We start from the raw sequence: 15,707 nt of genomic DNA on the forward strand, positions 1-15,707 counted from the left end.
TAATTGACAAATTAATATGATTTGAGTTATAGTTAAATTACTTTTATAACTTTTATAACTTTTATAAGAGCAATACATACTTTTATATGTAACTGTAAAATTTTTTATTTGACATTAAGAGGAGAAAACATGTATTCAAGAATGGAAAAATTCCATGGTAGAAAAGCTCAACGTTTTTCTATTCGTAAATATAGCTTTGGTGCTGCTAGCGTTCTTTTGGGAACGGCACTCTTTTTAGGTGCTAATGGAGTACGAGCTGATGAGGCTACGCCTTCAGTAAACCCAGCTACTTCTGGACTATCAAATTCAGATAAAAATGTTTCAGGTTCTACCTTGTCAACACCTGTTGTAGAGAAACTTCCAGAATTAAAGATTGATGCTGTAAAAGCAGATGAAAACGCTGAAGTTAAAGAAGAATCTAAAAATGAAGTAACAACTGTAGCAGAAAAAGAAGTTACTGAAGCGACTACAGATAAAACTGATAAAAAAACAGAAACAGATGTAAAAGAAAAATCTGATAAAGAGCACGCTGACAAAACAGAAGCAGATAAAGAAAAAACTGAAAAAGTTGAAACAGAAAAAGCACAAGATGATGTTAAGACAGTTCTTACTCAATTAACTTCAGAAGCTGATGTTATGGCAACAGTAGCCTCAAACTTTTCAGATAAAGAAGTGACAGGTGTTGAAGATAAACAAAATTTGTCAGCTGCAATTACTGCAGTGAAGCTTGAAGCAACAGCGTCTAAAGAATTGCTCTTATCTGATGCTTCTAAAGACCAGATGGTAGCTCAAGTGAATCGTCTTTCTGACGCAATCGAAGCAGTCTATGCTGAAATGAAGCGTGCAGGTCATGCAGGAAAAGTTGAAGCAGTGTTAGATGATGCAACAACCCAAGACCAAAAAATCGTAGGTAAAGATGTTGTTAAAGATGGACAAAAAGTTAAATCTGTAACAAATGGTTATATTACTATGAATGCTGACAATACAGCTCCTAAGGCGTGGGGATTTGATTCAACATTTGATACTTCAGATTTACAAGCAGGAGACATTACAAAAATTGAAGTAACAAACTTAGCAGAGTTTGGTGCGGCATTTCCTGTTGGAAAAGAAATTACAGCAGCAGATGGTACCGTAATTGGTAAAGTTAAATCTATCGACTATAAAACATCAACAGGAAACAACAATAATAAATCTGTACCATATTGGGCACAACGTACTCAACGTGGAATGACTTATGATGAGCGTGTTGCTGAACAACCAGCTATCGCTAATGAAACTGGGACATACACTTATAACATTGAATGGAATGAAAAAGCGAAAGATTACCCTAATATTTCATTCGGTGCTGAAAACTTATCAGGTGGTGGTTACTTAGCTCCACAAATCTCAAAAGATACAGATTACAAAGCAACTATTAAGATCGATGGCAGAACGGTTGTTGAACACACCTATACACGTAAAGGTCAACAAGCAACTTTCTCAAAACAAGGGACATCAGCTTCATTAAGAACAAATAATGGTTTAGGATATGTTTCAAATGAACTGAAAAGTAAGAGTGATACGTTAGAGATTAATACAGACTCAGACATCCGTTATGGAGTAGGGTCTAAATTTACTATTAAATTACCTAATTCTGAATTTACAGAATTTAAAGAACTTGAAGGAAGTACTAACTTTGTAAATGGTTTAAATACAGCTTCAACTCTTAACCCTAACAAAGGAGACAGTATTACATACCGTCTTGCTAACCGTTGGGCAAACGTTAAAGCTAATGAAAATAATGTTTGGATTCTTCAAGATGGTCGTGAAGGTGGATTTACATTAACTCCAAAACTGATCTCTCCAACAGAATTAGAAGTAACTGTAACAGAAGGATACATCCAAGAAGGTTCTAATATCTCGTTATCTCTTCAATCTTTAGGTGTAGAGAAAGTAATTAAAGATAAAACTTTAACAAGTGAATTCTCTAACGTTACGTATAATGAATTTGGGATTATTACAGGTGGAACAGCAGGGAACGATAAAACTGCAGCTACTCTTACAGTATCAGGTGGTACATCTATTAACGGTGAAAAAGAAGATGTTACTACAACAGTTGCAAATGGTTGGGAAATCAACGCATCTGGAACACCTTTAGGAGAACCACCAACAGGAGCAGTAGTAATTGGACTTAAAGATCTTGAGACTGGTAAAATTATAGGACATGCTACTACTAAATACGATGGTAATCGTCCGTTAAATGAAGATGGTACAAAGGATAATACTAATGTCCTAGGTAAAAAATACGATGTATCTGACTATATTCCTCCATTAATAAAAGAAGTGGATGGAGAAGAGTACATCCTTGCAAACATTCCTACAACAGGAATTGAAGGTACGTTAAGTGTAACGAACACTAGAGCTCGTGATTTATATTCTACTGAAGAATTGAAAGAGAATGGGCTTAATGCATCAGCTTATGTTACGCCTGTAGATTACAATTACGTTAAGAAAACAAGAGTAGAAGAAGTAAATCGTACAATTAAGTATGTGTATGCTGATGATGCACAAGGTCTTGCAGGACAACAAGTATTTGATCCAACGACTCAGACTGTAAGCTATAAAGGAACTGTTAAGACAAATGCTGAGGGTAAAGCAGAAATTGGTTCAAATGATAAACCAATCTACATTAACTGGAAAGGTATTGGAGATACAAATCTTCCAGAAGTAACAGTACCTCAAAAAGAAGGTTACATTGCAAGTGTAGAAAAAGTTCCTGTACAGCCAACAACTGCAACAGATGAAGATTACGAATATGTAGTAACTTACTCACCAATCCAAAAAGCTAAAACAACATTTGTCTACCAAGACAAAGATGGTAATGTTAAGCAAGTGGAAGGTAACACGCCAATCTCTGAAACAGGTAAAGGTGGAGACAAACTTACAAAAGCGGATGAAATTGCTGCGAAAATCAAAGAAGCTCAAAATAAAGGATATGAATTAGTATCTAATACATATCCAACAGACGGAGCATTCGATAAAGATGTTAACACTGACCAAGAGTTCACAGTAACGCTTAAAGAACGTGTTGTACCAGTAACACCAGATCAACCAAAAACACCAGGAACTCCAGTAGATCCAAACAACCCAGACGGACCTAAATACCCAGCTGGTTTGGAAGAAAAAGATCTAAACAAAATAGTCACACGTACAATTACTTATGTCTATGAAGATGGAACTCCAGTATTAAACGAAGATGGCACTCCAAAAACAGTAACACAAGAAGCTAAATTCACACGTGAAGCTAAGGTCAACTTGGTAACAGGTGAAGTTACATACGGAGATTGGACTCCAGCACAAGACTTGGCTGAAGTGAAATCACCAGTAGTTAAAGGATACTTAGCTGATAAAGCAAGTGTTGCGATGGTAAATGTAACCGGTGATTCAGAAGATATCAAGGAAGTAGTAACCTACAAACCACTTGGTTCATGGGTACCGAACATTCCAGGTCAACCAACAGACCCAATCAAATATCCAAACGATCCAACAGATCCAACAAAACCAGGTAACGACAAACCAGTTCTTCCATACGTACCAGGTATGACTCCTAAGGACAAAGATGGTAACCCGTTGAAACCAGTGGATCCAAACGATCCAACTAAAGGATATGAAGTACCAAATGTCCCAACTAACCCAGATGAGAATACACCGATCAACTATGTGAAGGATACACAAAAAGCTAAAACGACTTTCGTAGATGAAAAAGGAAATTCAATTCCAGGTGTTGATGCTATTACTGAAGAAGGTGACTCAGATACACCACTTACAAAAGAGGCTGATGTAAAAGCGAAAATCAAAGAACTTGAAAACAAAGGATATGAATTAGTATCTAATACATACCCAGAAAGTGGTAAGTTCGATAAAGATAAAGTCACTGATCAAGAGTTCACAGTAACACTTAAAGAACGTGTTGTACCAGTAACACCAGATCAACCAAAAACACCAGGAACTCCAGTGGATCCAAACAACCCAGACGGACCTAAATACCCAGCTGGTTTGGAAGAAAAAGATCTAAACAAAATAGTCACACGTACAATTACTTATGTCTATGAAGATGGAACTCCAGTATTAAACGAAGATGGCACTCCAAAAACAGTAACACAAGAAGCTAAATTCACACGTGAAGCTAAGGTCAACTTGGTAACAGGTGAAGTTACATACGGAGATTGGACTCCAGCACAAGACTTGGCTGAAGTGAAATCACCAGTAGTTAAAGGATACTTAGCTGATAAAGCAAGTGTTGCGATGGTAAATGTAACCGGTGATTCAGAAGATATCAAGGAAGTAGTAACCTACAAACCACTTGGTTCATGGGTACCGAACATTCCAGGTCAACCAACAGACCCAATCAAATATCCAAACGATCCAACAGATCCAACAAAACCAGGTAACGACAAACCAGTTCTTCCATACGTACCAGGTATGACTCCTAAGGACAAAGATGGTAACCCGTTGAAACCAGTGGATCCAAACGATCCAACTAAAGGATATGAAGTACCAAATGTCCCAACTAACCCAGATGAGAATACACCGATCAACTATGTGAAGGATACACAAAAAGCTAAAACGACTTTCGTAGATGAAAAAGGAAATTCAATTCCAGGTGTTGATGCTATTACTGAAGAAGGTGACTCAGATACACCACTTACAAAAGAGGCTGATGTAAAAGCGAAAATCAAAGAACTTGAAAACAAAGGATATGAATTAGTATCTAATACATACCCAGAAGGTGGTAAGTTCGATAAAGATAAAGACACTGATCAAGAGTTCACAGTAACACTTAAAGAACGTGTTGTACCAGTAACACCAGATCAACCAAAAACACCAGGAACTCCAGTGGATCCAAACAACCCAGACGGACCTAAATACCCAGCTGGTTTGGAAGAAAAAGATCTAAACAAAACAGTCACACGTACAATTACTTATGTCTACGAAGATGGAACTCCAGTATTAAACGAAGATGGCACTCCAAAAACAGTAACCCAAGAAGCTAAATTCACACGTGAAGCGAAAGTTAACTTAGTTACAGGTGAGGTTACATACGGAGATTGGACACCAGCTCAAGACTTGTCTGAAGTGACATCACCAGTAGTTAAAGGATACTTAGCTGATAAAGCAACAGTACCAACTACAAAAGTAACTGCAGACTCAGAAAATACTACAGAAGTAGTAACCTACCAACCACTTGGTTCATGGGTACCAAACATACCAGGTCAACCAACAGATCCAATCAAGTATCCAAATGATCCAACAGATCCAACGAAACCAGGAAGTGATAAACCAGTAGTACCATATGTACCAGGATTTACTCCAAAAGATGGAAATGGACAACCATTAAAACCAGTTGATCCAACAGATCCATCAAAAGGATACGAAGTACCAAGTATTCCAACATATCCAGGTCAAGACACTCCAATCAACTACGTAGCAAACAAAGCAAACTTAGTAGTTAAATATGTAGATGAAAAAGGAAAAGACTTAATCCCTGCAGAAACAACAGAAGGAAAAGTAGGAGATGAGTACACAACAACTGGAAAAGTGATTCCAGGATACGTACTTGTAAGAGTAGATGGAGAAGCTAAAGGTAAGATTAGAACAGATGGTTCAACAGTAACATATGTTTACAAACCACTAGGATCATGGGTACCAAACATTCCAGGACAACCAACAAATCCAATTCCATATCCAAACGATCCAACGGATCCAACAAAACCAGGAAGTGATAAACCAGTTCTTCCATACGTACCAGGTTATACACCTGTTGATGGAAACGGTCAACCACTTAAACCGGTAGATCCAAACGATCCAACTCAAGGATACGAAGTACCAAACGTACCAAACGATCCAACTAAGGACACGCCAATCAACTATGTTCCAGTACCACAACCTGTAACACCTGCAGATAATGGAGATAACAACGGAAATAATAATGGAACTCCAACAACTCCAGCTCAACCAGCAGCACCTTCGACACCTCAATATATGGATGGCCAACGTGAACTTCCAAATACAGGTACAGAAGACAATGCTAGCCTAGCAGCACTTGGACTTCTCGGAGTATTGAGTGGATTTGGTCTTGTAGCTCGTAAGAAGAATGAAGACTAAGCTTTCTAATTGATATGATTTGTTTGCAATGAACATATCTTCCTTAAAACTGATGAATCATGGCTCTTTGTCAACTGTAGTGGGTGACGAAAAGCTAACATCTAGAGAGGACCAGATAGGTCTTCTCTTTTTTTATGTTCAGAGTGATGAAGACACGTTTCTTAAAGTTGATGAAGTTTCTAAAACCGAAACCCAACCGTTTGATGTCTTTAATCAACTTGTTGGTAGCTTCCAATTTTGCATTTGAGTAATGTGTTTCTAGTGCGTTTTTGATGTATGGTTTGTGTCTAAGGAAGGTCCTAAAGACAGTTTTGAAGTAATGATTGACCTTGCTTATATTCTCCTCTATGAGCTCAAAGAACTCATCTACCCTCTTCTCCTGAAAGTGAAAAAGCAAAAGCTGATAAAGTGTATAGTAGTCAGTAAGCTCTTTTGAAAAGCCTAGTGTCTTCTCAACAACTTCATGTGGTGCTAAAGTTTGGCGGAAAGTCTTTGAATAAAAAGAGTTGAGAGATAGTTTACGGCTATCCTTTTGGAAAAGTCGCCAATGATTTTTCAAGGCTCGATAGGGTAGTGACTTCTTATCAAACTGGTTCATGGTTGCAATTCTAGTCTTTAAAAAGGCTCTACCAAGGTGCTGGATGATGTGGAAACGATCAATAATGATTTCGGCGTTTGGGAAAAGTCTGCGAGCTAGTGGGATATAGGCTCCAGACATATCCATTGTAATAAACTGTACCTTTTGTCGAACTTTCAATGGGTACTTCAAAAAGTGGTTTCGAATCGTGGTTTGACGGCGATTATCAAGGATGGTTATGAGTTTGTTGGTCTCATAGTTTTGCGCCACAAAAGCGAGTTCACCTTTCTTGAACCCAAACTCATCCCAGGACATAGCAGCTGGAAGTTTGTCATAATGTTTCTTGAAAGTGAACTGGTCAAGCTTACGATAGACAGTGGACGTCGACACACGAAGTCTTCTGGCAATATCAGTTAGTGACACCTTCTCAGTTAGGAGTTGTGTAACCTTTTGTCGGACCAGATTAGAGATTTGGCAGTTTTTCTCAACGATAGATGTCTCAGCCACCGTTACTCTCCTACAACTTTTACACTGGAAACGACGTTTTTTCAGACGTAGTAGAGTTGGCGTTCCCGCTTGCTCGAGAAGAGGGATTTTAGAGTTTTTTTGAAAGTCGTACTTGATCATCTTTCCTTGGCAGTGAGGACATGATGGTGCAGGGTAATCAAGTTTTGCTTGAATCTCGATATGAGTGTCAGTTTCAAAAACAAGTGAAATCTTGATATTTTGGTCTTTAATTCCGATTAATTCTGTGGTATTCTTAATAAGTCTCATGAGTTCTTCCTAATGATGGTTTGGTTGCTTTTCATTATAGTTCTTATGGGACTTTTTGTGTACACTTAAAAAGCTCTATAATCTCTACAGTGGTTTTACCCACTACAGAAATTATAGAGCTTCTATAAAAGGAATATGTACACATTGAACTAAAGAAAGTATAATTTAATTGAAATAAAATTATACTTATTTATTCTTGGTAAAAAACAGATACTGTCAATAATTTTGTGTAAACACTCAAGTAGAGTTATGGAGTGTTAATCAAATAAGTTTTCAAGTGTGTCAGAACATTGGCCAAATCCTCTCTGGATGAGTTGACTTTGCTTGAAATTATAATCTTCAAACAGGGTAACTAAATAACCTTCCAGAACCTCCTCAGTATCCTTCCCAAAAATTGTCAAAATGTAAATCCATTAAATAAATTCAGCAAAATCAGTAATTAGAATCAGTCTGCTTCAATTACTCTTAAAATAATAAGGTAACGACTCAAGTCGCTTAATAAAGAAAACCAGGGTGCAGTGCCAAGCCCTGCTTTTTTCTATTGCTTTTAATATTTCCATTTGTTAGAATGTAGGTAATGTGCGTGCTTGTCACGCCCTTTTTCTGTGCTTTTTAATGTTTCGGAAGTTGGTATAGACTTTTGAAAACTTAAGAGTATAGCTTAATGAAGAAGAAAAGGAGAAATTTATGGCTTTTATTTGGTCTTATCTCAGGCGTTATCCTAAGTGGCTAGCGATGAATTTTACGGCGGCCATTTTATTTGTTATTGCCAATTTGGGGCTGCCGACGGTTCTTGCCAGAATGATTGATGAGGGAATTAACCGTGGGGATGCAGACAAGCTTTATACCTATGCTTGGGTCATGTTTGGTGTGGTCTTAACTGGTATTGTTGGTCGTGTGCTTCTGGCCTATGCGGTTGGTAAGTTGACCACTACTATGGTGCAAGTCATGCGTAATGACATTTATGCTAAGCTTCAGGAGTATTCACACCATGAGTACGAACAAATTGGGGTATCTTCTTTGGTGACTCGTATCACGTCGGATGCTTTTGTTCTCATGCAGTTTGCAGATCAACTTCTCAAGCTGGGTGTTATCACTCCTTTGATGATGGTTTCCAGTGTCTTCTTGATTTTGACGACAAGTCCATCTTTGGCTTGGATTGTGGCAATCTCCTTGCCTTTTCTAGCCGTAGTTGTCTGGTATGTGGCGGTAAAAACGCGTCCGCTTTCTGAAAAGCAACAGACAACGCTCGACAAGATTAACCAGTATGCTCGTGAAAATCTGACTGGACTTCGTGTCATCCGTGCTTTCGCTAGAGAAGATTTTCAAGAGAAGAAGTTCGCTTCTGAAAATGCTGTCTATGCGGATAATTCAAACAAACTTTTTAAATTGACTGGTTTGACTGAGCCACTTTTTGTGCAAATCATCATAGCCATGATTGTGGCAATTGTTTGGTTTGCTCTTGAGCCATTAGGTTCTGGGACTTTGGCAATCGGTGACTTGGTTGCCTTTATTGAGTACAGCTTCCATGCACTATTGTCTTTCCTTTTCCTAGCCAATCTCTTTACCATGTATCCTCGTACAGCGGTATCTAGTGAACGTCTGCAGGAAATTATGGACATGCCGATTTCTATCAATCCAAATGAAGATGGCGTGACAGAAACCGAGACTAAGGGATATTTGGAGTTTGACAATGTGACCTTTGCCTATCCTGGTGAAACTGAAAGTCCTGTCCTACACAATATTTCCTTCAAGGCCAAACCTGGTGAAACCATTGCCTTTATTGGGTCTACGGGTTCAGGAAAATCATCACTTGTACAGTTGATTCCACGCTTTTATGATGTAACACTTGGACGCATTCTTGTGGATGGTGTGGATGTCCGTGACTACAATCTTAAGGCGCTTCGTCGTAAGATTGGTTTTATTCCACAAAAAGCTCTGCTCTTTACTGGGACGATCGGTGAAAATATTCGTTATGGTAAGGAAAATGCCAGTCATGAAGAATTGAATCAAGCTACTGATGTGGCTCAAGCCAAGGAATTTATCGAAAGTAAGGAAGAACGCTATGATTCTCACTTGGCTGAAGGTGGTAGCAACCTTTCTGGGGGACAGAAGCAGCGTTTATCAATTGCACGTGCGGTGGTTAAACGTCCTGATCTCTACATCTTTGATGATTCCTTCTCTGCCTTGGACTACAAGACTGATGCGACCTTGCGTCGTCGTCTAAAAGAAGTGACCCAGGATGCGACGGTCTTGATCGTGGCTCAACGTGTGGGAACTATTATGGATGCTGATCAGATTATCGTTCTTGATAAGGGTGAAATTGTTGGTCGTGGTCGTCACGAAGAGCTTATGGAAAGTAATGACATTTACCGTGAGATTGCTAATTCACAATTGAATCAAAAGAGTCTTACGGAAGACTAGAAGGAGGTCAAAATGAAGAATAATAAAAAGAAAACAACTCATTCCTCAAGTTTTGGCCGCCTTTGGTCATACTTGCAGGTTTACCGTTTCCCACTTTACCTAGCTATTTTCTTGAAAATTATTAGTGTCACCATGAGTGTCATTGAGCCGGTGGTCATTGGTTTAGCCATTACGGAACTGACTAAAAATACACTGGACATCATTAAGGGGGTAGAAGGAGCTCATATCAACGTTTCTTACGTTGGTTTAGTTTTGGTCTTTTACCTCTTGCGTGGTCTCATCTATGAGTTGGCTTCTTACTATTCCAACTATTTTATGACCAATGCTGTGCAAGTAACGGTTCAGGATATGCGAAATGAGATGACTGAGAAAATCAATCGTACCTCAGTGTCATACTTTGATAAGCAACAATTTGGAGACCTTTTGGGTCGCTTTACTAGTGACGTCGAGACAGTTTCGAATGCCTTGCAGCAGTCATTCTTGCAGGTTGTCAACGCCGCCTTTACTCTAGCCTTGGTTATTGGAACAGTGCTGTACCTTAATCTTCAGTTGGGAGCTGTGGTTGTTATCACTATTCCGATTACTTACTTTGGTGCTCGCTTCATTATGAGTAAGTCTCAACCTTACTTTAAGCAGCAGGCTGATGCCCTAGGTACTCTTAACGGTTTTGTTCAGGAAAATCTGACTGGTTTCAATGTGCTTAAACTTTTTGGGCGTGAGGATAGGTCTTTAGACGACTTTAAAGGAATTACGGAAGACCTTCAAAAGGTAGGTTTTAAGGCCAATTTCATTTCAGGCCTCATGATGCCTGTCCTTAATGGTTTATCTGACTTGACCTATCTAATTGTCGCCGTCCTAGGTGGTTTGCAAGTCTTAGCTGGTCGCTTGACGATTGGTAATATGCAGGCTTTTGTTCAGTACGTTTGGCAGATTAATCAACCTATTCAGAACTTGACTCAGTTGGCTGGACAATTGCAGAGTGCTAAATCTTCCTTGGACCGTATTTTCCAACTGATGGATGAACCAGACGAGGTTAATAATGCTACTGAGGTGCTTGAAGGAGAATTAACTGGTCAAGTTAGCTTTAATCATGTGGAATTCCAGTATATAGCTGATAAACCTTTGATTCGTGACTTTAACCTTGAGGTTAATCCTGGTGAAATGGTGGCCATTGTCGGTCCTACCGGTGCTGGAAAATCAACCATTATCAACCTTCTCATGCGTTTCTATGATGTGACTGCTGGTTCTATCTCGGTTGATGGTCATGATATACGCAATTTGTCGCGTCAAGATTATCGTAAACAGTTTGGTATGGTGCTTCAGGATGCTTGGCTTTTTGAAGGAACTATCAAGGAAAATCTTCGTTTTGGTAATCTTGAGGCAACTGATGAAGAAATTGTTGAAGCAGCTAAGGCTGCCAATGTGGATCACTTTATCCGTACGCTGCCTGGTGGTTACAATATGGAAATGAACCAGGAATCAAGTAACATTTCACTGGGACAAAAGCAACTTTTGACCATTGCTCGTGCGCTTCTGGCTGACCCTAAAATCTTGATTTTGGACGAGGCAACCTCATCAGTTGATACTCGTCTGGAACTCTTGATTCAAAAAGCCATGAAGACCCTCATGCAAGGTCGAACAAGTTTTGTCATTGCTCACCGACTATCAACGATTCAAGAGGCAGACAAGATTTTGGTCCTTAAAGATGGACAAATCATTGAACAAGGAAACCATGAATCCCTCCTTGCAGATAAAGGTTTTTATTACGATTTGTATAATAGTCAATTTTCGGAGAAATAAACAAGAAAATCCATCAGTTCATCATAACTGGTGGATTTTTTCTGAATGTGACGTGCAATAAAAGAGACTTCCCCAGTAAGAGAAGTCTCAAAATAACTCTTATTTCCCCGCACGTCGTGTTACGAACATGGCATCTCCGAAACTGAAGAAGCGGTAGCGTTCTTGGACGGCGTGTTTGTAGGCATCTAGGACGAATTCACGACCAGCAAAGGCTGAAACCAACATCACCAAGGTTGACTTTGGAAGGTGGAAGTTAGTTGAGAAGGCATCTACGACTGTGAATTGATAACCTGGTTTGATAAAGATATTGGTCCATCCTGAGTCGGCTTGGAGTCGGCCGTTGTATTTATTGCCGATTGTTTCCAGTGTTCGGATTGAGGTTGTTCCAACAGCAACAATGCGACCTCCAGTGGCTTTGACGCTATTAAGGGTATCGGCAGCTTCTTGGCTGAGGGTGTAAAACTCTGAGTGCATTTCATGCTCGTCGACATTATCGACAGAAACAGGTCGGAAGGTTCCCAGTCCAACGTGGAGGGTGAGGTAGACCAATTTTACGCCTTTAGCTTCAATCTTTTGAAGTAACTCAGGTGTGAAATGGAGGCCAGCTGTTGGAGCAGCGGCAGAGCCATTTTCCTTGGCATAGACCGTTTGGTAACGGTCGCGGTCTTCCAATTTTTCATGGATATAAGGTGGCAATGGCATCTCACCCAAGCTTTCCAAGACCTCAAGGAAGATACCGTTGTAGCTAAATTCTACGATACGTCCACCGTGATCTAGTTCCTCAGTGACAGTGGCAGTCAAGCGACCATCACCAAAACTGACTTTAGCACCTACCTTAAGGCGTTTCGCTGGCTTAGCCAAAACTTCCCATTGATCACCTTGGGTATTTTTCAAAAGGAGAAATTCCACGTGACCGTGGGTATCAGGCTTTTCACCGTAGAGACGGGCAGGAAGCACGCGCGTATTGTTCATGACCAAGGCATCGCCAGGGTTAAGCTGGTCAATGATGTGGTCGAAGTGGGTATCAGTCATTTCCTTGGTTACAGGATCAATGACTAAGAGTTTAGAGGCGTCACGTTGTTCCAATGGGGTTTGGGCAATTAGTTCTTCTGGTAGTTCAAAATCAAAATCGTTTGTATTCATTTCTTTCCTCGTTTAAAAATTTTCAGCCTTTTTATTATAGCACGATATAGGGCGACCGTCATTAAAGGAGTTAAGTGAAAGCGCTTGACAAAAGGATTAAAAAAAGAGATAATAAAGAAAACGGTATATACCAATATCGAGGTGAATAGAATGAAAAAGATTTTAGTTAAAAATCAAGTTGAGGGAGGCCAAGTTGCCTTTGATCTTCTTAAAGAGAGCCTTGTAGTGGGTGCTCAAACATTGGGGTTGGCTACAGGTAGTTCACCTATCGCCCTCTACCAAGAGATGGTTGAAAGCGACGTGGATTTTTCGGAACTTTACAGCGTCAATTTGGATGAATACGTCGGACTAGCACCAGACCATGAGCAGAGCTACCATGCCTTTATGAAGGCTCAACTCTTTGATGCCAAGCCATTTAAGGAGAGCTTCTTACCTGACGGTATGGCTGAAGATTTGGAGAAGGCGGCTAAGGACTACGATGACATCTTGTTGCATCATACCATTGACCTGCAAATCCTAGGAATCGGAAGTAATGGGCATATTGGTTTTAATGAGCCAGGTACGCCTTTTGATAGTCAAACTCATGTGGTCGACTTGACGGATAGCACCATTGAAGCAAATAGCCGTTTCTTTGTCAGTCGTGATCAAGTCCCTACAAAGGCTATTTCAATGGGAATTGCTTCTATTATGGCTGCTAAGAAGATAATATTGTTTGCCTATGGTGACAAGAAGGCAGATGCCATTTTCAAGATGGTTAAGGGTCCGGTGACAGAGGAAGTGCCAGCTAGTGTCTTGCAAAATCATCCAGACGTGACTCTTATCTTGGATGAGGCCGCTGCTGCGAAATTGTAATACTATCTTGTGGAAAAACAATCCCACGAAACTCAGGTTGAGGCATTTAGCATTCAGCCTTTTTCTTCTGTGAAAATGTGCTTCCAAGCAAATCAATTGCCTAGTCCTCTTTGATAGCGCTATAATAGTTAAGTTGAGTTTGACTATCAAACAACAAATATAGATATTTCATAAAGAAAGAGGAAATACAATGGCAAAACCTATTCGAGTATTGCTTTATTATAAATACCTTCCCATCGAAAACGCTGAGCAATTTGCGGCTGACCACTTGGCTTTTTGTAAGTCAATCGGTCTAAAGGGACGTATCTTGGTTGCTGACGAGGGAATCAATGGAACGGTTTCTGGTGACTATGAAACCACTCAAAAATATATGGACTACGTTCACAGCCTTCCAGGGATGGAGGACCTTTGGTTCAAGATTGATGAGGAAGAGGAGCAAGCCTTCAAGAAGATGTTTGTTCGCTACAAGAAGGAAATTGTTCACCTTGGTTTAGAGGATGATAACTTTGATAGCGACATCAATCCACTTGAAACAACGGGTGCTTACTTGTCACCAAAAGAGTTTAAAGACGCCCTTCTAGATGAGGACACTGTTGTCCTCGATACACGTAACGACTATGAGTATGACCTTGGGCACTTCCGTGGAGCCATTCGTCCAGACATCCGCAACTTCCGTGAATTGCCACAATGGGTCCGCGACCATAAAGAAGAGTTCATGGATAAGCGCGTGGTTGTTTACTGTACTGGTGGTGTCCGCTGTGAGAAATTCTCAGGGTGGATGGTTCGTGAAGGCTACAAAGATGTTGGCCAATTGCACGGTGGTATCGCGACTTACGGAAAAGATCCAGAGGTTCAAGGGGAGCTTTGGGATGGTAAGATGTATGTCTTTGATGAGCGTATTGCTGTTGATATCAACCATGTAGATCCTATAGTTGTCGGTAAGGATTGGTTCGATGGGACGCCTTGCGAACGCTATGTCAACTGTGGTAACCCATTCTGTAACCGCCGTATCCTTACTTCAGAGGAAAATGAAGACAAGTACCTTCGTGGCTGCTCACATGAATGCCGTGTTCACCCACGCAACCGTTATGTCTCTGAAAATGGTTTGAGCCAAGAAGACGTTGTCGAACGCCTTGTGGCTATTGGTGAGAGCTTGGATGTAACACCTGCCTAAGTTAAACGAGTTAAGAAGCTGAGAGAAATCTCGGCTTTTTCAAATTTCTTATTTGTAATCATTCTAAATAACTGTTATAATATTTTTTAGAATCATTCTAAATAAGGAGTGCACTATTGGAAGATAAGAATTTTGCAGAACGTTTAAATATTTTGAGAGCTGGCGTGTTGGGTGCCAATGATGGTATCATTTCCATTGCGGGAGTGGTTATCGGTGTGGCCAGTGCGACATCTAACATCTGGTTTATTTTGATTTCAGCCCTATCAGCGATTTTTGCTGGTGCCTTTTCAATGGCAGGTGGTGAATATGTCAGTGTGTCAACGCAAAAAGATACGGAAGAAGCTGCTATCGCTAAGGAACAAGCTCTCCTGGATCGCTCACCTGAAGCAGCTAGAGAGAGTTTGTACCAAACCTTCCTCAGTCAGGGGGATTGCGAAACAGCAGCGGAAGTTAAGGTCAATCAGGCCTTCAGTAAAAATCCTATCAAGGTCTTGGTTGAGGAAAAATATGGAGTTGATTTAGAAGAAATCACAAATCCATGGCATGCTGCCGTATCAAGTTTTTTGTCCTTTTCAGTTGGTTCCTTGCCACCAGCACTAGCTATTATGATTTTCCCAGAGCCTTACCGTATTCCTGTAACAGTGGTCGTGGTTGCACTGACTTTGCTCTTGACTGGCTATATCAGTGCCAAGCTCGGAAAAGCACCTATTAAACAAGCTATGTTGCGTAATTTGACCGTAGGACTCTTGACTATGCTCGTGACCTATGTGGTTGGACAGGTCTTCCATGTGAATGTGTAATTTTTAGTAACATGAGTCT

Annotated in this window: 7 protein-coding genes and 1 pseudogene; 6 read left to right on the forward strand and 2 right to left on the reverse strand. The window is 40.2% G+C overall.

What is annotated here, in order from left to right:
• Positions 1–129: 129 nt before the first annotated feature.
• Positions 130–6,144: a mucin-binding protein gene (locus tag EL076_RS02880; RefSeq protein WP_197716143.1), complete on the forward strand. Its 6,015-nt coding sequence runs from the start codon at positions 130–132 to the stop codon at positions 6,142–6,144.
• 101 nt (positions 6,145–6,245) lie between these two features.
• Here the strand turns inward: EL076_RS02880 and EL076_RS02885 are convergent.
• A pseudogene (locus EL076_RS02885) lies at positions 6,246–7,495 on the reverse strand (ISL3 family transposase).
• A gap of 687 nt (positions 7,496–8,182) precedes the next feature.
• On the opposite strand from EL076_RS02885, the gene EL076_RS02890 reads away from it, so the two are divergent.
• Both EL076_RS02890 and EL076_RS02895 read left to right on the forward strand, forming a co-directional pair.
• Positions 8,183–9,919 carry an ABC transporter ATP-binding protein gene (locus EL076_RS02890; protein WP_126429163.1) on the forward strand — a complete coding sequence of 579 codons (1,737 nt, stop codon included), beginning with the start codon at positions 8,183–8,185 and terminating at the stop codon, positions 9,917–9,919.
• Between the two features lie 12 nt (positions 9,920–9,931).
• Complete coding sequence (locus EL076_RS02895) at positions 9,932–11,719, forward strand: ABC transporter ATP-binding protein (RefSeq protein ID WP_126429165.1); 1,788 nt, start codon at positions 9,932–9,934, stop codon at positions 11,717–11,719.
• A gap of 99 nt (positions 11,720–11,818) precedes the next feature.
• Here EL076_RS02895 and queA read toward each other — a convergent pair whose 3' ends face one another.
• Positions 11,819–12,862, reverse strand: coding sequence for a tRNA preQ1(34) S-adenosylmethionine ribosyltransferase-isomerase QueA (gene queA, locus EL076_RS02900; protein WP_126429167.1), 1,044 nt, complete (start codon positions 12,860–12,862; stop codon positions 11,819–11,821).
• A gap of 150 nt (positions 12,863–13,012) precedes the next feature.
• Here queA and EL076_RS02905 point away from each other — a divergent pair, with 150 nt between their 5' ends.
• The 3 genes from EL076_RS02905 to EL076_RS02915 all read left to right on the forward strand — a co-directional run bounded on the left by EL076_RS02905 (position 13,013) and on the right by EL076_RS02915 (position 15,688).
• Complete coding sequence (locus EL076_RS02905; protein WP_126429169.1) at positions 13,013–13,714, forward strand: glucosamine-6-phosphate deaminase; 702 nt, start codon at positions 13,013–13,015, stop codon at positions 13,712–13,714.
• Between the two features lie 190 nt (positions 13,715–13,904).
• Complete coding sequence (gene trhO / locus EL076_RS02910) at positions 13,905–14,888, forward strand: oxygen-dependent tRNA uridine(34) hydroxylase TrhO (protein ID WP_126429171.1); 984 nt, start codon at positions 13,905–13,907, stop codon at positions 14,886–14,888.
• Between the two features lie 116 nt (positions 14,889–15,004).
• Complete coding sequence (locus EL076_RS02915; RefSeq protein ID WP_126429173.1) at positions 15,005–15,688, forward strand: VIT1/CCC1 transporter family protein; 684 nt, start codon at positions 15,005–15,007, stop codon at positions 15,686–15,688.
• Positions 15,689–15,707: the final 19 nt, after the last annotated feature.

It is taken from the genome of Streptococcus vestibularis, assembly GCF_900636445.1.
Lineage (GTDB): Bacteria > Bacillota > Bacilli > Lactobacillales > Streptococcaceae > Streptococcus > Streptococcus vestibularis.